18 protein-coding genes, 1 tRNA gene and 1 pseudogene are annotated in these 17380 nt (G+C 70.9%); 17 read left to right on the top strand and 3 right to left on the bottom strand.

The genetic code is table 11. The features are described from left to right. From QZV97_RS17965 to QZV97_RS17885, 17 genes and pseudogenes are all read left to right on the top strand, one after another. Positions 1–203: pseudogene (locus tag QZV97_RS17965) on the top strand (hypothetical protein); the annotation flags it as partial. Between the two features lie 390 nt (positions 204–593). Next, positions 594–770, top strand: a complete 177-nt coding sequence (locus QZV97_RS17960; RefSeq protein WP_295645747.1) for a hypothetical protein — start codon at positions 594–596, stop codon at positions 768–770. A 48-nt stretch (positions 771–818) separates the two neighbouring features. Then, the gene (locus tag QZV97_RS17955; RefSeq protein WP_295645744.1) at positions 819–1094 is read left to right on the top strand and encodes a hypothetical protein; all 276 of its coding nucleotides are present in this window, start codon (positions 819–821) and stop codon (positions 1092–1094) included. Between the two features lie 139 nt (positions 1095–1233). Next, positions 1234–2085 carry an HDOD domain-containing protein gene (locus QZV97_RS17950; RefSeq protein ID WP_295645742.1) on the top strand — a complete coding sequence of 284 codons (852 nt, stop codon included), beginning with the start codon at positions 1234–1236 and terminating at the stop codon, positions 2083–2085. 21 nt (positions 2086–2106) lie between these two features. Continuing rightward, positions 2107–2721 carry a methyltransferase domain-containing protein gene (locus QZV97_RS17945; RefSeq protein WP_295645739.1) on the top strand — a complete coding sequence of 205 codons (615 nt, stop codon included), beginning with the start codon at positions 2107–2109 and terminating at the stop codon, positions 2719–2721. Positions 2722–2822: 101 nt separating this feature from the next. After that, positions 2823–3113, top strand: a complete 291-nt coding sequence (locus QZV97_RS17940; protein WP_295645736.1) for a hypothetical protein — start codon at positions 2823–2825, stop codon at positions 3111–3113. A 185-nt stretch (positions 3114–3298) separates the two neighbouring features. Then, positions 3299–3778, top strand: coding sequence for a (2Fe-2S)-binding protein (locus tag QZV97_RS17935; RefSeq protein ID WP_295645733.1), 480 nt, complete (start codon positions 3299–3301; stop codon positions 3776–3778). A gap of 15 nt (positions 3779–3793) precedes the next feature. Further along, positions 3794–6151 (top strand): xanthine dehydrogenase family protein molybdopterin-binding subunit, encoded by a 2358-nt coding sequence (locus QZV97_RS17930; RefSeq protein WP_295645730.1) that lies wholly within the window; start codon positions 3794–3796, stop codon positions 6149–6151. 20 nt (positions 6152–6171) lie between these two features. Continuing rightward, entirely contained in the window at positions 6172–6966 is a 795-nt protein-coding gene (locus QZV97_RS17925; RefSeq protein WP_295645727.1) for a xanthine dehydrogenase family protein subunit M, read from the top strand. 24 nt (positions 6967–6990) lie between these two features. Then, the gene (locus tag QZV97_RS17920) at positions 6991–7923 is read left to right on the top strand and encodes a MoxR family ATPase (RefSeq protein ID WP_295645724.1); all 933 of its coding nucleotides are present in this window, start codon (positions 6991–6993) and stop codon (positions 7921–7923) included. A gap of 11 nt (positions 7924–7934) precedes the next feature. Further along, positions 7935–9119 carry a VWA domain-containing protein gene (locus QZV97_RS17915; RefSeq protein WP_295645721.1) on the top strand — a complete coding sequence of 395 codons (1185 nt, stop codon included), beginning with the start codon at positions 7935–7937 and terminating at the stop codon, positions 9117–9119. A gap of 13 nt (positions 9120–9132) precedes the next feature. Then, positions 9133–9687: a carbon monoxide dehydrogenase subunit G gene (locus QZV97_RS17910; RefSeq protein ID WP_295645718.1), complete on the top strand. Its 555-nt coding sequence runs from the start codon at positions 9133–9135 to the stop codon at positions 9685–9687. A 23-nt stretch (positions 9688–9710) separates the two neighbouring features. After that, a complete protein-coding gene (locus QZV97_RS17905) occupies positions 9711–10730 on the top strand; it encodes an XdhC family protein (protein WP_295645715.1) in 1020 nt (339 codons plus the stop codon). A gap of 36 nt (positions 10731–10766) precedes the next feature. Beyond that, on the top strand, positions 10767–11534 hold the full coding sequence (locus QZV97_RS17900) for an ABC transporter ATP-binding protein (protein ID WP_295645713.1): 768 nt from the start codon (positions 10767–10769) through the stop codon (positions 11532–11534). Then, on the top strand, positions 11527–12321 hold the full coding sequence (locus QZV97_RS17895; protein ID WP_295645710.1) for an ABC transporter permease: 795 nt from the start codon (positions 11527–11529) through the stop codon (positions 12319–12321). The genes QZV97_RS17900 and QZV97_RS17895 overlap by 8 nt, the downstream gene beginning before the upstream one ends. Positions 12322–12335: 14 nt before the next feature. Further along, a complete protein-coding gene (locus QZV97_RS17890; protein WP_295645708.1) occupies positions 12336–13871 on the top strand; it encodes a class I adenylate-forming enzyme family protein in 1536 nt (511 codons plus the stop codon). A 105-nt stretch (positions 13872–13976) separates the two neighbouring features. Further along, positions 13977–14960: a tripartite tricarboxylate transporter substrate binding protein gene (locus QZV97_RS17885; protein WP_295645706.1), complete on the top strand. Its 984-nt coding sequence runs from the start codon at positions 13977–13979 to the stop codon at positions 14958–14960. Between the two features lie 54 nt (positions 14961–15014). Here QZV97_RS17885 and QZV97_RS17880 read toward each other — a convergent pair. The 3 genes from QZV97_RS17880 to rplQ form a co-directional block, all read right to left on the bottom strand. Continuing rightward, a tRNA-Met gene (locus QZV97_RS17880) sits at positions 15015–15091 on the bottom strand. A gap of 44 nt (positions 15092–15135) precedes the next feature. Next, a complete protein-coding gene (gene dsbD, locus QZV97_RS17875; RefSeq protein WP_295645703.1) occupies positions 15136–16998 on the bottom strand; it encodes a protein-disulfide reductase DsbD in 1863 nt (620 codons plus the stop codon). A 97-nt stretch (positions 16999–17095) separates the two neighbouring features. Continuing rightward, on the bottom strand, positions 17096–17380 hold a 285-nt coding region (rplQ, locus tag QZV97_RS17870; protein WP_295645700.1), incomplete at its 5' end, for a 50S ribosomal protein L17.

Genomic DNA, 17380 nt, shown 5'->3' with positions numbered 1-17380 from the left:
TCGTCGGCCTGGTGCTGACCTACTACCGCCGCCACCCGCAGCGCGCGCGCACGCGGCTGCTCGAGCTGCTGGGCGAAGTGCTGGTCGCAGCGCCGGCCGAGCCTGCCGCGAAAGCGCCCAGGACGTCAGCGTCGGCGGTCGACGGCGACACGCTCTGGGCCAAGGCCCGCGCCGGTGTGGCGCCGTTGAAACGCAAGCGCTGATCCGGGTCAGCCCCTAGCTCAAGGGACTTGACCAAGATAAATTGATATTTATCATTCGGTCAAGCTGCAAACGGCCCGCCGCAGTCGAAGTCCCCGGGCCCCATCGCCGCGACGCCCCGCCCGCCACCCTGCCCCGGAGTTGCCTTGATCCCGATGCCTTCGCAGACCTTCCCGCACCCTGCCCGCTGCAGCGTGTCGGTCCGCGCCACCCGACGCTCGGGCCAGGCCCGGCTGTCGCGTCGTTCGTGGAACCGGCTTTCGCCGGGAACGCTACCCCGTCGCTGAGTCCGCTCAGCCTCAGCCTCACGGCCCGGGATGCGTCAGCACCCGGGCCGTTTGCTTTGCGGACGCGAGTCCGCGCCACCCATTCCGTCCGTCAAGGAGATGACCATGAAGAACCGCCAGACCGCCCTCACCCTGCGCCGCATCCAGCCGCGCAACCCGTTCGTCGCCGCTGCCCGCTTCCGGCAGGCCGGCATGCACGGCAAGAACGGCCACGCCCTGCGGCAGCAGGGCCGCCGCGCCCTGCAGCGCGAGGTCGAAGACCTGCACCCGCCCCATTCCTGAACCGATCCGGCCGCGCCCCGGCGCGCGGCCCACCGAGGAGCCCCGATCATGTGGACCACCTGGAGTCGAAGCCCGGCGCACGAAGCGCCGTTCCTGAGTCTGTTGAAGGCCGCGCGGCTCGTGCTGGTCGCCAGCCTGCTGCGCGCCAGTTCGGCGTTGTTGCACGTCGCGGTGCGCTTGCAGCACCGCGCGGTGCCGGCCGCGCTGCCGACCGTCGACGAGCCCGACCGGCTGGAGTTCCATGCCGAAGCCGGTGCGCCGGAAGGTGCGCTCTACGTCGACGGTCAGCTGGCCGGCTGGCTGAGCGGCGTGACGCGCCTGTGAGGCGGCCATGAGTCCGCGCCCGACCCCGGGCTGTCGCGCTGCGGCAGCCCGGGACGGTCGACGGGCCTTCAGTTCGTGCGCCGCCGGCCGATAAGGAGCGCATTGCCCGAAAGCGCCTCGATCGCGAGGCGCATCGCCCATGTTGATCCGACCCTCGACCGAGCTTGCCGACTGGACCGCCCGCTTCCACAGCGCGGCGATCCCCGTGCTGGCGGCCACCGCCGAGGAGCTGGCCCTGCTGGCCCAGGCCGAGGCGCTGCGCGGGGACGTCGATGCGCACCAGCTGGCCGACCCGGTCGGCCGCGACCCGCTGATGGCCCTGAAGCTGCTGGCCGCCGTCGCCCAGGCGCGGCGCGCGCGCGGCATCAGCGACGAGCGCGGCAGCCCCGAGACCGTCACCGCCGCGCTCGTGATGATGGGCATCGGGCCCTTCTTCCGCAGCTTCGCGGCCTTGCCGATGGTGGAAGCGCTGCTCGCTGCCGAGCCGACGGCCATGGCCGGCCTGCGCCGTGTCATGCGCCGCGCCCATCGAGCCGCCAACTTCGCGCTCGGCTTTGCGGTCCACCGCATGGACGAGGATGCCGCTGTCGTCCAGCTGGCCGCGCTGTTGCACGACTTCGCCGAGATGCTGCTGTGGTGCCACGCGCCCGCGCTGGCACTGGAGATCGATCGCCGCCAGCAGGCCGATCCGGCCCTGCGCTCGGCCCTGGCCCAGCGACAGGTGCTGGGCATCGAACTGCACCCGCTGCAGCAGGCCCTGATGCGGGCCTGGGCGCTGCCCGAGCTGCTGGTGCACGTCAGCGACGACAGCCATGCAGCGCATCCGCAGGTGCAGAGCGTGGTGCTGGCGATCCGCGTCGCGCGCCATACCGAGGATCCGGCGCGCGGCTGGGCCAACCCGGCGGTGCCGGACGACGTCGCCGCGGTCGGCCAGCTCCTCAACCTGTCGGGCCCTGCAACCCAGAAGCTGCTGCACGACATCGACGACTGAGCCGGGCCTAGACTCCGGGGCATGACCGGCCCCGATGTCGCCTTCTGGCAGCAGCGCTTCGATGACGGACAGTTGCCCTGGGACCGCGGCCGCAGCAGCCCGCAGCTGGCGGTCTGGCTGGCCGACGGCACGCTGTCGCCGCCGTCGCGCGTCGCGGTGCCGGGATGCGGCAGCGGGCACGAGGTCGAGACCCTGGCCCGCGCCGGCTTCGTCGTCACCGCACTCGACTACGCGCCAGGCGCCGTCGCTCTGACCCGCGAGCGGCTCGCCGCCGCTGCACTGCGGGCCGACATCCATCAGGCCGACGTGCTCCAGTGGCAGCCACCCCAGCCGCTGGACGCGGTCTACGAGCAGACCTGCCTGTGCGCCCTGCATCCGGACCATTGGACGGCCTATGCGGCGACCCTGCGCTCGTGGCTGCGCCCGGGCGGCCGGCTCGCGCTGCTGGCGATGCAGGCCCGCCGCGACAGCGCTGCCGAAGGTCAGATCGAGGGCCCGCCGTACCACGTCGACGTGAATGCACTGCGCGCGCTCTTCACGGGCACGCACTGGGACTGGCCGAAGCCGCCGTATGCCGCCGTGCCGCACCCCAGCCTTGACTGGGCCGAGCTGGCGCTGGTCCTCACGCGGCGCTGAGGCTGGCCTGTAGCGTCCACTCACACCCGCAATACCCGACAGCGGGCGTTGAGGGTTGCCCCGTGACGACAAAACCCGGCCAAGCCTGAGACAATAGAGGCATGGCCTCACGCAAAGACACCACGACCCGCATCCAGGAAGACGGACTGCGCTACACGAGCAAGGCCCCGGGCTCACCGTTCTCGCCCCGGCCCGGCGCGTTCTCCGGCGCGACCAACACGATGTCCTGCTTCTTCTGCGGCGCCCATCAGCCGCCGAACCGCCGCACCATGCAGAAGGTGCTGGGGCGCAGCCAGCCGGTCTGCGAACCGCTGTGCGAGAAGAACCCGCGGAGCAAGAAGCTCGCGGCGGCCGCCGCTGCAGCGGCGACCAGCGACAGCAGCGCCGGCTGAGCCGGCCCGGATCTCATTGCGGGGCCGCGGACGTGGCTCCGCCGGATGGTCCGCGCCTGTCGGACTCTAGGAACGGACTTGCATAAGGGAACCCACGGTCTTACGTGGGCTCCTGCGTGACTCCAACAATGGTCTGAAACGTTGGCCAGCCCCTGCGCCAGCGTGTCATCACCTGAGGAGACACCGTGAGCGCCACCCTGCGTCTGACCGTCAACGGCAAAGCGGTCGAGAAGATCGTCGATCCGCGCACCCTGCTCGTGCAGTTCATCCGCGAGCACCTCCAGCTGACCGGTACCCACAGCGGCTGCGACACCGCCCAGTGCGGCGCCTGCACCGTGCACCTGAACGGCCGTGCGGTGAAGTCCTGCTCGATGCTGGCGCTTCAGGCCCAGGGCGGCGAGGTGACCACGATCGAAGGATTGTCCCGGGACGGTGCAATGCATCCGATGCAGGCTGCGTTCCGCGAGTGCCACGGCCTGCAGTGCGGCTTCTGCACCCCGGGCATGGTGATGTCGGCGGTGCAGCTGCTGGCCGACAACCCCAAGGCCACCGAGCAGGAGATCCGCGAAGGCCTGGAAGGCAACATCTGCCGCTGTACCGGCTATCACAACATCGTCAAGTCGATCCAGTTCGTGCAGTCCGGCAAGCAGCCGGCTGCCGCCTGAGCCGGGGAGCACGCCATGACCGACATGTCCAACTCCCCCATCGGCAAGCCGCTGCTGCGCCGCGAGGACGCCCGCTTCCTGACCGGCGCCGGCCAGTACACCGACGACGTCGTGCTGCCGGGGCAGAGCTACGGCTTCTTCCTGCGCTCGCCGTACGCGCATGCGCGGATCAAGAGCATCGACACCTCGAAGGCGCTGGCCGCGCCGGGCGTGGTCGCCGTCTTCACCGGGGCCGACCTGGCCGAGGCCAAGGTCGGCGGCCTGCCGTGCGGCTGGCTGATCCACAGCAAGGACGGCTCGCCGATGAAGGAGCCGCCGCACCCGGTGCTGGCCCAGGGCAAGGTGCGTCACGTCGGTGACCAGGTCGCCCTGATCGTCGCCGAGAGCATCCTGCAGGCCAAGGACGCCGCCGAGCTGATCGAGGTCGACTACGACGAGCTGCCCGCGGTGATCGACATCCGCACGGCCGACAAGGCCGGCTCGGCGGTGCACGACGACGTCCCGAACAACACCTGCTACGACTGGGGACACGGGAGCAAGGAAGCGGTCGACGCGGCCTTCGCCAGGGCCGCCAAGGTCAGTCGTCTCGACTTCGTCAACAACCGGCTGATCCCCAACGCGATGGAGCCGCGCGCCGCCAACGCGCACTACACGAAGCACGACGACAGCTACACGCTCTACGTCACCAGCCAGAACCCGCACGTGCATCGCCTGCTGATGTGCGCCTTCGTGCTGGGCATCCCCGAGTCGAAGATGCGCGTGATCGCACCCGACGTCGGCGGCGGCTTCGGGTCCAAGATCTTCCTGTACGCCGAGGAGACGGCGCTGGTGTGGGCCAGCAGGAAGGTCGGCCGCCCGATCAAGTGGACCGCCGACCGCAGCGAGGCCTTCCTGACCGACGCGCATGGCCGCGACCATGCGACCACGGTCGAGATGGCGATGGACGACAAGGGCATGTTCCTCGCGATGCGCGTGAACACCGTCGCCAACATGGGCGCCTACCTGTCGACCTTCGCCTCCAGCGTGCCGACGATCCTGTACGCCACGCTGCTGGCCGGCCAGTACAAGACGCCGGCGATCTACGTCGACGTGAAGGCCGTCTTCACCAACACCGCCCCGGTCGACGCCTACCGCGGCGCCGGCCGCCCCGAGGCGACCTACGTGGTCGAGCGCATCGTCGAGCAGGCGGCTCGCGACATGAAGATGGACCCGGCCGCGATCCGCCGCCAGAACTTCATCACCGAGTTCCCCTATGCCACGCCGGTCGGCCTGACCTACGACAGCGGCAACTACGCGGCCCATCTCGACAAGGCGCTGAAGATCGCCGATGTCGCGGGCTTCCCCGCCCGCAAGGCGGCGTCCGCGGCCAAGGGCAGGAAGCGCGGCCTGGGCTACTCCTGCTACATCGAGGCCTGCGGCCTGGCGCCGAGCAACATCGCCGGCGCCCTGGGCGCGCGCGCCGGCCTGTTCGAGGCCGGCGAAGTGCGGGTGCACCCGACTGGCACGGTGACGGTGTTCACCGGTTCGCACAGTCACGGCCAGGGTCACGAGACCACGTTCGCGCAGGTGGTCGGTGCCCGGCTCGGCATCCCGCCCGAGAACGTCGAGATCGTCCACGGCGACACCGGCCGCGTGCCCTTCGGCATGGGCACCTACGGCAGCCGCTCGCTCAGCGTGGGCGGTACCGCGATCGTCAAGGCGGTCGACAAGATCGTCGCCAAGGGCAAGAAGATCGCGGCCCACCTGCTGGAGGCGTCCGACACCGACATCGAGTTCGAGAACGGCGAGTTCAAGGTCAAGGGCACCGACAGGAAGGTGCCGTTCGGCTCGGTGGCGCTGACGGCCTACGTGCCGCACAACTACCCCCTCGACAAGCTCGAGCCCGGCCTCAACGAGAACGCCTTCTACGACCCGACCAACTTCACCTACCCCTCGGGCACCTACATCTGCGAGGTCGAGGTCGACCCGGAGACCGGCAAGACCCAGGTCGCGTCCTTCGTCGCGGTCGACGACTTCGGCAACCTCGTCAATCCGATGATCGTCGAGGGCCAGGTGCACGGCGGGCTCGCGCAGGGCCTGGGCCAGGCGATGCTGGAAGGCTGCGCCTACGACCCCGAGTCCGGCCAGCTGCTCACCGGCTCGTACATGGACTACACGATGCCGCGCGCCGACGACCTGCCGAGTTTCGTGGTCGACAACGTCGTCACGCCCTGCACCCACAACCCGCTCGGGGTCAAGGGCTGCGGCGAGGCCGGCGCGATCGGATCGCCGCCCGCCTTCATCAACGCGCTGACCGATGCCCTGGGCGTGAAGGACGTGCCGATGCCGGCCACGCTCGAGCGCGTGTGGCGCCTCGCGAACAACGCCGCCTGAACGACGCAAGGAGCCAAGACATGTACAGCTTCGACTACCAACGTCCCGCCGACCCGTCGGCCGCCGTGGCTGCCGCCAAGGGCGACGCCCGCTACCTGGCCGGCGGCCAGAGCCTGGTGCAGGCGATGCGCCTGCGCCTGTCCAGCAGCGAACGCCTGGTCGACCTGGGCGGCCTGGCCGACCTGCGCGCGATCAAGGTCGACGCCGGCGGCGTCACGCTCGGCGCCATGGCCACGCACGCCAGCGTGGCCCGCTCGGCCGACGTGCAGCGCGCGATCCCCGCGCTGGCCGAGCTGGCCGGCGGCATCGGCGACCCGATGGTGCGCAACCGCGGCACCGTCGGCGGTTCGCTGGCCAACGCCGACCCGGCCGCCTGCTATCCCGCGGCGGCGCTGGGCCTGGGCGCGACCATCCACACCGATCGCCGCACGATCGCCGCCGACGATTTCTTCAAGGGCCTGTACGAGACCGCGCTGCAGCCCGGTGAGATGATCACGGCCGTGCACTTCCCCAAGCCGCAGCGTGCGGCCTACATCAAGTTCAAGCAGCCGGCGTCGCGCTTCGCGCTGGTCGGCGTGTTCGTCGCGCAGACCGCGGGCGGCGCGCGGGTGGCGGTGACCGGGGCGAAGTCGAGCGCCTTCCGCGTCAAGGCGATGGAAGACGCGCTGGGCAAGAGCTTCACCGCCGACGCGGTGGCGAAGATCGCCGTGCCCAGCACCGACATCAACAGCGACCTGCATGGCAGTGCCGCCTACCGTGCCGCGATGATCACGGTGATGGCCAAGCGCGCGGTCGCTGCGGCCCTCGCACGGTAGAGATCGAATGGGCAGCCCGGCGACATGACCGATGCCACGACGCTGGCGCTGCCCGATTCGGTCGATGCCCTCATCGCGCTGCTCGCGACCGAGGACTACCTCTGCGATCGGCGGCTGGCCACCGCCCTCTTCCTGAGCCTCAAGCTCGGCCGCCCGCTGTTCCTGGAGGGCGAACCCGGCGTCGGCAAGACCGAACTGGCCAAGGCGCTGGCCACCGTGCTGGGGACGCGCCTGCTGCGCATCCAGTGCTACGAAGGTCTGGACATCGCGCAGAGCGCCTACGAGTGGAACGTGGCGCGGCAGATGATCGAGATCCGCCTGGCTGAAGCGACCCAGGCGGCGACGCACGAGGCCGAGCGCGACAGCCTGCGCGCCTCGCTCTACCGCCGCGAGCTGCTGATCGAGCGGCCGCTGCTGACCGCCCTGACGCAGCCACGCTCGCCGGTGCTGCTGATCGACGAGCTGGACCGCGCCGACGAGCCCTTCGAGGCCTTCCTGCTGGAGGTGCTGGCCGAGAACCAGCTCACCATCCCCGAGCTCGGCACGCTGCGCGCCGCGGCGCCGCCGATCGTGCTGATCACCAGCAACCGCACGCGCGAGATCCACGACGCGCTCAAGCGCCGCTGCCTCTACCACTGGGTCGAGTTCCCGGGGGTCGAGCAGGAGCTGGAGATCCTGCGCGTCAAGGCGCCGGGCGCCGGTGCGCGCCTGTCGCAGCAGGTGGTCGAGTTCGTGCAGCGCATGCGCACGCTCGATCTGTTCAAGGCGCCCGGCGTGGCCGAGACCATCGACTGGACGAATGCGCTGGTCGCGCTGAATGCGATCCGCCTCGACCCGCAGACGGTGAACGACACCCTCGGCGTGCTGCTGAAATACCAGGACGACATCGCACGGCTGCAGGGCGGCGATGCCGGCAAGCTGCTCGACGAACTGCGCGCCAAGGCGCTGCTGGACTAGCGCCCTGAACCATGCTCGCCGAGAACATCGTGTACTTCGCGCGCGTCCTGCGCACGGCCGGCCTGGCCGTGGGGCCCGACCGCGTGCTGGAGGCGACCCGTGCGCTCGAGCTCGTCGGCCTCGAGCGCCGCGCCGACGTGCATGCGGCGCTGTCGGCCGTGATGCTCGATCGCCACGAGCAGCAGGCCCTCTTCGACGCGGCCTTCGCCGCCTTCTGGCGCGATCCCAAGCTGCTCGAGCGGCTGATGCACATGATGCTGCCGAAGGTGCGCGGCCGCGGCGACAAGGAGCGCACGCCGCGCCGCAACCGGCTGGAGGAAGCGCTGGCCGCGCCGCGTCCCGTCGACCCGCCGGCTGCACCGCCCGCGGCCGAGGACGAGCACCGGTTCGAGGCCGCGTTGACCTTCTCCGACCGCGAGCGCCTGCAGCGCGCCGACTTCGAGAGCATGACCGCGGCCGAGTACGCGCTCGCCAAGCGCCTGGCCGCGCAGATCGCGCTGCCCGTCGACCCCGTCGTGCGGCGCCGCCGTGAAGCGGCCGCCCGCGGCCGCATCGACCTGCGCACCACGCTGCGCGGCATGGTCCGCACGCCGCACGCGCTGGTGCCCCGCCGCACGCGCCCGCGCCGCGAGCTGCCGCCGCTGGTGGTGCTGCTCGACATCTCGGGCTCCATGGATCGCTACTCACGCCTGTTCCTGCACTTCGTGCACGGCCTGGTGCGCCGCTACCCGCACGTGCACACGCTGACCTTCGGCACCCGCCTCACCAACATCACGCGCTGCCTGCGCCACCGCGACCCCGACCTGGCGATGGAGCAGGCGGACGCCCTGGTGCAGGACTGGCGCGGCGGCACCCGCATCGCCTCGAGCCTGGCCGAGTTCAACCAGCGCTGGGCGCGCCGGCTGCTGGGCGGCAACGCCGCCGTGCTGCTGGTCAGCGACGGCCTGGACCGTGACGACGGCGGCCAGCTCGCCGAGGCCGCTGCCGCACTGCGCCGCCACGCCCACCGACTGGTCTGGCTCAATCCCCTGCTGCGCTACGATGGCTTCGAGCCTCGGGCGCAAGGGGTCCGCGCGCTGCTGCCGCACGTCGACCGCCACCTGCCGGTGCACAACCTGGCCAGCCTGGCCGACCTGGGCCGTGCGCTCGGCGCGCTGCCACGGCGCGCACCGGCCGCCTCCGATTTCCTTCACTGACCCCGACGACATCATGGAACTGCAAGGCGAACGCCTCATCCCCGCCCCGGTGGACCGCACCTGGGCCGCGCTCAACGATCCCGAGATCCTGAAGGCCTGCATCGCCGGCTGCGAGTCGCTCGAGCGCATCGGCGAAGACCAGTTCGACGCCACGGTGGCGGTCAAGGTCGGCCCGGTCAGCGCGCGCTTCAAGGCCAAGCTCAAGCTCAGCGATGTGCAGGCACCGAACTCCTACACCATCCACTTCGACGGCCAGGGCGGCGTGGCCGGCCACGGCAAGGGCTCGGCCGCGGTCGCGCTGGCCCCCGAGGGCAGCGGCACGAAGCTGAGCTACACCGCCAAGGCCCAGGTCGGCGGCAAGCTGGCGCAGATCGGCTCGCGCCTGATCGACGCCGCGGCCGGCAAGATCACCGAGGACTTCTTCTCGGCCTTCGTGCAGCAGCTCGCGCCGGCTGGTGTCCCGGCCGCAGCGCCGGCGCCTGCCCCTGCCGGCGGCGGTGGCAAGGGCTTGTGGTGGATCATCGGGGGAGCCGTGGTGCTGGCGCTGATCTATTTCGCCACCCGCTGAAGTCGCATCCCGAAGGGCAGCACATGGACAGTCTCGATCTGCAGGTACTCACCGAAGCCCGCGCGTGGTTCGCGTCCGGCCGCCAGGTCTGGCTGGTCACAGTGATCGAGACCTGGGGCTCGGCGCCGCGCCCGCCGGGGGCCCTGCTGGCCCTGCGCGACGACGGCCTCGTCGTCGGCTCGGTGTCCGGCGGTTGCGTCGAGGACGATCTCATCGCCCGCGTTCGCGAGGGCGAGCGCGTCGGCAAGCCCTCGCTGGTGACCTACGGCGTCAGCAAGGAAGAGGCGGCGCGCTTCGGGCTGCCCTGCGGCGGCAACCTGCGCCTGGTGCAGGAGCCGCTGCAGACGCTGGACTGGATCGATGCCATCCTGGAGCGCACCGCACGCCACGAGCTGGTGGCACGCCGGCTGCGCCTGGACACCGGCCGCGTCACGCTCGAGCCGGCCTCGCGCGGCGAGGAGTTCTCGTTCGACGGGCAGACGCTGCGCGCGCTCTACGGCCCGCGCTGGCGGCTGGTGATCATCGGCGCCGGCCAGCTGTCCAAGGTGCTGGCGCAGATGGCGCTGGCGCTCGACTTCGAGGTCGTGTGCTGCGACCCGCGCGAGGAGTACCACCTGAGCTGGGACCTGCCCGGCACGAGCTTCAGCAAGGCCATGCCGGACGACCTGGTGGCCGAACTCCAGCTCGACCCGCACAGCGCGCTGGTGGCCCTGACCCACGACCCGAAGCTCGACGACATGGCGCTGCTCGAGGGCCTCAAGTCGCCGGCCTTCTATGTCGGCGCGCTGGGTTCGCGCGGCAACACCGCCAAGCGCAAGGAACGCCTGGCGCTGTTCGACCTGAGCCCCGCCGAGATCGACCGGCTGCACGGCCCGATCGGCCTGCACCTGGGCGCGCGCACGCCGGCCGAGATCGCGGTCGCGATCCTGGCCGAGGTGGTGGCGGTGCGCTACGGCGTCGAGCTGGTGCAGAAGAAGGACGGTTCGGCGATGCCGCTGGTCGGCATCGGCCCGGGCGTCTGCGGCGTGTCTCAGCGCCCCTGAGCCGCGGCGGCGCGCCCTGGCGACAATCGGTGTCCGATGGACACCGCCCCGCCGCTGCTGCGCCTGCAGGCCCTCGACAAGCGCTATCCCGGCGGCACCCAGGCGCTGGCGGGCCTGACGCTGGAGGTCGGCGTGCGCGAGTTCGTCGCGCTGCTCGGCCCGTCGGGATGCGGCAAGAGCACCGTGCTGCGGCTGATCGCCGGCCTGGAACGGCCCGACGCGGGCAGCTTGCAGTGGTCCGGCGCCGTGCCGACGCTGGGCTATGTCTTCCAGGAGCCCACGCTGATGCCGTGGGCGACGGTGGCCGACAACGTCTACCTGCCGCTGCGGCTGCAGGGCCGTACGCGCGGCGAGGCCGCCGCCGCCATCGACGCGATGCTTGCCCGCGTCGGCCTCGCAGACTTTGCGCACGCCTACCCCCGCGAGCTGTCGGGCGGCATGAAGATGCGGGTGTCGATCGCACGCGCGCTGGTCACGCGGCCGGGCCTGCTGCTGATGGACGAGCCCTTCGCCGCCCTCGACGAACTGACGCGCCAGCAGCTCGGCGAGGACCTGCTGGCGATCCAGGCCGAGCAGGGCTTCGCCGTGGTGTTCGTGACGCACAGCGTGCATGAGTCGGCCTACCTGGCCGACCGCGTGCTCGTGATGTCGCCGCGTCCGGGCCGCGTCGCGGCCGAGTCGCGCATCGACGAAGCGCGACCGCGCGGCGAGGCCTATCGCCTGTCGGCGCGCTACGACGCGCATCGCGTCGCGGTGTCGCGGGCGTTGCGCGACGCCATGGCCAGCGCGAGCGACCATGCTTGAGCCGCGTTCGCCGCTGTGGCGCGTCGTGCTGCCGCTGGCGCTGGTCGGCGCGCTGCTGCTGGGCTGGGAGCTGCTGGTGCGCGTCCAGCAGATCCCGCACTACATCCTGCCGGCGCCGTCGCTCGTGCTCTCGACGCTGGTCGAGCGCTGGGACTCGCTGGCGCCGTCGTTGTGGTTCACGCTGCGCCTGACGCTGCTGGCGCTGGTCGCGGCGGTGATCGGCGGCGTGCTGCTGGCGATGGCGTTCGCGTTCTCGCGCTGGGTCGAGCTGGCGCTGTTCCCGGTCGCGGTGGTGCTGCAGGTGACGCCGCTGATCGCGATCGCGCCGCTGATCCTGATCTACGTCGAGAACACCACCGCCGCGCTGCTGCTGTGCGCCTGGATCGTCGCCTTCTTCCCGGTGCTGGCCAACACCGTGACCGGCCTGCGCAGCGCCGACGCCAACCTGCGCGACCTGTTCACGCTGTACCGGGCCACCCGCTGGCAGCGCCTGCGCTGGCTGTTGGCGCCGAGCGCCTTGCCCTACTTCCTGTCGGGCCTGAAGATCGCCGGCGGCCTGAGCCTGATCGGCGCCGTGGTGGCCGAGTTCACCGCCGGCACCGCCGGGCGCGAAACCGGCCTCGCCTCGCGCATCCTGGAGGCGAGCTTTCGCACCGAGATCCCGTTGATGTTCGCGGCGCTGCTGCTGGTATCGCTGCTGGGCGTCGCGATCTTCGTGGCCTTCTCGGCGCTGTCGCGCTGGGCCATCGGCCATTGGCACGAGAGCGAGCGGACCGGGCGACCCTGAAGGAGAACAAGGCGATGCAAGATCTGCTGCAACGAGACTTCGGCACCGTCGCCGGGTTGATCGGCGAGCACGCGCGCCGCGCACCGGCGCGCCGTGCACTGGTGGAGGGGACGCGCTCGGTCGACTACGGTCAGCTCGACGCCATGATGGACCGCGTGGCGGCCAGCCTGCAGCGTGACGGCCTGCGGCCTGGCGACACGGTCGCGATCTGCGCGGCCGCCTCGCTCGAGTACGCGGCGGTCTTCCTGGGCGCGCTGCGCGCCGGCGTCGTGGTGGCTCCGCTCGCGCCGGGCTCGACCGTCGCGAGCCTCCAGCGCATGCTGGCCGATGCGGATGCGAAGCGATTGTTCATCGACGCTGCCGCGGTGGAGGCCGTCGCTGCGGCGACGGGTTGCCCTTGCGTTGCGCTGGACGCTGCGCCCGGATCGCCCTCGCTGCAGGACTGGTTGATGCCGGCCGGCACACGCCCGGCCGCGGTGCGCGTGCAGCGCGACTGGGCCTTCAACATCATCTACTCCTCGGGCACGACCGGCGAGCCCAAGGGCATCGTCCAGCCGCACGGCATGCGCTGGGCGCACGTGCAGCGCGGCGCGAAGTACGGCTACGGCGCAGACACCGTGACGCTGCTGGCGACGCCGCTGTACTCGAACACGACGCTCGTGGTGTTCTTCCCGACGCTGGCCTTCGGCGGCACGGTGGTGTTGATGCCGAAGTTCGATGCCGCCGCCTACCTGCGGCTGGCCCAGCACGAGCGGATCACGCACACGATGCTGGTACCGGTGCAGTACCAACGCCTGATGGCCAGGCCCGACTTCGACGCGCACGACCTGCGGCGCTTTCAAATGAAGTTCTGCACCAGCGCACCCTTCTCGGCGGCACTCAAGGCCGACGTGCTGGAGCGCTGGCCCGGCGGCCTGGTCGAGTTCTACGGCATGACCGAAGGCGGCGGCACCTGCATCCTCGAAGCCCACCTGCGCCCGGACAAGCTGCACACCGTGGGCCAGCCGGCCGAGGGGCACGACATCCGCTTGATCGACGACGCCGGGCTCGAGGTGCCGCCCGGCGAGGCGGGCGAAGTGGTCGGCCACTCGGCCGGAATGATGAGCGGCTATCACCGCCAGCCCGCGAAGACGCGCGAGGCGGAGTGGTTCGACCCGCGGGGCAAGCGCTTCATCCGCACCGGGGACATCGGCCGCTTCGACGACGAAGGTTTCCTCACCCTGTTCGACCGCAAGAAGGACATGATCATCTCGGGCGGCTTCAACATCTACCCCAGCGACCTCGAGGCCGTGCTGCGGCGGCACGAGGAGGTTGCCGACGCCGCGGTGGTCGGCGTGCCGTCCGAGCAGTGGGGCGAGACGCCGGTGGCCTTCGTCGTACGACGCGACCGCGGCACGATCGACTCGCAGGACCTGCTGGCCTGGATCAATGCCCAGGTCGGCAAGACCCAGCGCCTCGCCGCCTTGCACTTCATCGGCGAGCTGCCGCGCAGCCCGATCGGCAAGGTGCTCAAGCGCGAGTTGCGCGAGCTGCACGCCACGCGGCGATGAAGCTTCGTCGGTGTCGCCGATGCGACGCCGACTGCGGGATCGCCACGATGCGCCGCGGCGACGCGGCCCCGAGGATCGGGCCATTGCCTGTCCGAGGAGAGCCTCATGCCGCAGCACCGGATCACGCGCCGCCGTTTCAGCACGAGTCTGCTCGCCGTCGCCGCGCTGGGGGCGCCGGCGGTGCGCGCACAAGCCTGGCCAGGCAAGCCGATCCGCATCGTCGTGCCTTATCCGCCGGGTGGCTTCACCGACGTCACGGCGCGCCTGGTCGCGCAGAAGCTGCAGGACCGCCTGGGCCAGCCGGTCACGGTCGACAACAAGCCGGGCGCGAACAGCATCATCGGCGTCGACGCGCTCGCCAAGTCACCGCCGGACGGCTACACGATGGGCGTGGTGATCGCCGCCTACGCGGCCAACACGACGCTCTATGCCAAGCTGCCCTACGACCCGCGCAAGGACCTGGCGGCGGTGTCGCTGATCGGCCTGTCGCCGCTGGTGGCGGCGGTGAGCAACGACGCGCCGTTCAAGACGGCGGCCGAGCTGGTCGACTACGCGCGCCGCAATCCGGGCAAGGTCAGCTTCGGCTCCAGCGGCAACGGCTCGGCCGCACACCTGACGACCGAGTACCTGAAGGCACTGACCAGGACCTACATGGTCCACATCCCGTACCGCGGCGCGGCGGCAGCGCTGACCGATCTGATGGGGGGGCAGATCCAGCTCTTCCTCGACGCGGCGCAGGGCCTGATCAACCCGGGCAAGTCCGGCAAGGTGCGGCTGATCGGCGTCGCCAGCGACAAGCGCCTGCCGGCGCTGCCCGACGTGCCGACCTTCATCGAGCAAGGCCTGGCCGGCTTCACCGGCAGCACCTGGGCGGGGCTCCTGGCGCCAGCCGGCACGCCGAAGGACATCGTCAAACGAGTCGCCGATGAAGTGGCGCGCATCGTGAAGCTCGACGACGTGAAGGCGCGGCTCGAAGGCATGGGCACGGTCCCGGTCGGCAGCACGCCCGAGGAGTTCGAGAGCTTCATTGCGGCAGAAACCGCCAAGTGGGGCCAGGTGATCCGCGACGCGAAGGTCACGGCGGATTGAAGCGGCCGCACAAAGCAAGACGCCCGCTGGAGGCGGGCGTCTTGCTTTCGAAAGTGGTTGCGGGGACAGGATTTGAACCTGCGACCTTTGGGTTATGAGCCCAACGAGCTACCAGACTGCTCCACCCCGCGACTGAGTCCGAAAGTATAGCACCACGCGGCGACTCGAGCGAGTCTCAGAGGCCCGCCGCGTCGAGGCTGCGCCCGAATCGCTCGGCGTTCTGGAAGCCGACGACGCGCACGCCGGGGAGCTCCTGCCCCTGGGCGTCGAAGAACACGATGCCCGGCGGACCGAAGAGCTTGAAGCGTTTGAGCAATGCGCGATCGGCATCGGTGTTGCGCGTCACGTCGGCCTGCAGCAGCACCGCCTTGCCCAGCCGCGCGCGCACGCCGGGGTCGGTGAACGTGAAGCGCTCCATCTCCTTGCAGCTGACGCACCAGTCGGCATAGAAGTCCAGCATCACCGGCCGTCCGGCGCCACGCAGCGCGGCGTCGAGCTCGTCGACGGTGGCGACGCGGCGGAAGGCGACGCCATCGACCGTCTCGGCCGCCGACGCTTCGCTCCCGGCAGGGCCGGTCGACACGACCGAGCCGGAAGAGGCCGGTGATCGCGCGGCAAAAGGTTGCAGCGGCTGCAGCGCATCGCGCGCTCCAGCGGCCGCACCGACGATCTGCGTGGCACCCGCCAGCGCCAGCACCAGGCCGAGCGCCTTGCCGAGCCGCGGGGCCGAGCCGGCGCCGTCCGGCAGGCGGTCGAAGGCGTGCAGGAAAGTCGCGGCCCCCAGCAGCAGCGCCCCCCAGCCGGCCACGACCAGCGGTGCCGGCAGCACGGGTGCGAGGATCCACCACGCCACGCCCAGCAGCAGCAGGCCGAAGAAGCGCTTGACCGTCTCCATCCAGGCACCAGCCCGCGGCAGCAGTGCGCCGGCCGACGCCCCCAGCAGCAGCAGCGGCACGCTCATCCCCGCCGCCAGCGAGAACAGGGCGCTGCCACCCAGCACGACATCGCGCGTCTGGCTGATATAGATCAGCGCACCGGCCAGCGGCGCGGCAACGCAAGGGCTGACGATCAGCGCCGACAAGCCGCCCATTGCAAAGACACCGGCGAAGCGACCGCCCGGCAGGCGGCCAGACGCGGCGCTGAGCCGGTCGCGCAGGCCCGCCGGCAACTGCAGTTCGTAGGCGCCGAACATCGACAACGCGAGCAGCGTCAGCAACAGCGCGAACGCACCGAGCACCCAGGGGTTCTGCAGGGTGGCGGCGAGGCCTTCGCCGGCCAGTCCGGCGGCCACGCCGAGGGCCGTGTACAGCAGGGCCATCCCGAGCGAGTAGACGGCGGCCAGCATCAGCCCGCGCGCGCGGGTACCGTCACCGCCCTGGCCAACGATGATCGACGACAGGATCGGCAGCATGGGCAGCACGCACGGCGTGAACGACAGCAGCAGGCCCGCGACGAAGAAGACACCGATGACCACCCAGAAGCGACCGCTGCGCAGCGCGTCGTCGATGCCGGCGTCGCCACTGGCCGACCCGTCGCCCGCCGTCGCCGCCAGCGACGCACCGCCGATGGCGGACGCCGCAGTCGACAGCCGCACGCTGCCGTCGCCGCCGAAAGCCGCCAGACGCACCTCGGCCGCGCTCTGCATCGGCGGGTAGCACAGACCCTGGTCGGCGCACCCCTGGCTCGTCACGACGAGCCGGAACGCGGCCGGTGCCGCCGTCACCGGCACACGGATGACGATGCGATCGCGGTGGGTCTCGACGTCCTTCTGGAAGGTCTCGTCGAACTTGATCTTGCCGCGCGGAACCTCGACCGTGTCCAGCCTCGCGCCAGCCCCTTCTGCCGCGAACTTGAACTGCTCGCGGTAGAGGTAGTAGCCATCGGTGATGCGAAAGGCGACCTCCACCGTGCGCTCATCGAGCGCACGGGCCTCGAAGCGAAAGGCCTGCTCGGGCGGCAGGAAGTCCTCGGCGGCCGGTGCCAGGCGGGGCACGGCCAGCCAGACCAGGATGTGCAGCAGGACAAGGAACAGGCGCATGGGCAAGCGATCGGGATCGGACAAGCGAGAGTGTGCTCGGAAGCGCAAAGGCCAGCTTGCGCTGGCCTTTGTCAGTCGGAGCAGGACGCGAATCCTGTCACGCGGCGCTCTCGGCCGTCGCCTCCGCGGCCTCGGGCTCGGGGCGATCCACCAGCTCGACGAAAGCCATCGGCGCGTTGTCACCGACGCGGAATCCCATCTTCAGGATGCGCGTGTAGCCGCCCGGACGCGCCTTGTAGCGCGGACCGAGCTCGCCGAACAGCTTGGTCACCACGTCGCGGTCGCGCGTGCGGTTGAAGGCCAGCCGGCGGTTCGCCAGCGTCGGCTCCTTGGCCAGCGTGATCAGCGGCTCGACGACGCGGCGCAGTTCCTTGGCCTTGGG

The sequence above is a fragment of the uncultured Methylibium sp. genome (assembly GCF_902826655.1).
Lineage (GTDB): Bacteria > Pseudomonadota > Gammaproteobacteria > Burkholderiales > Burkholderiaceae_C > Methylibium.
This window is presented reverse-complemented; position numbering and strand designations above follow the sequence as displayed.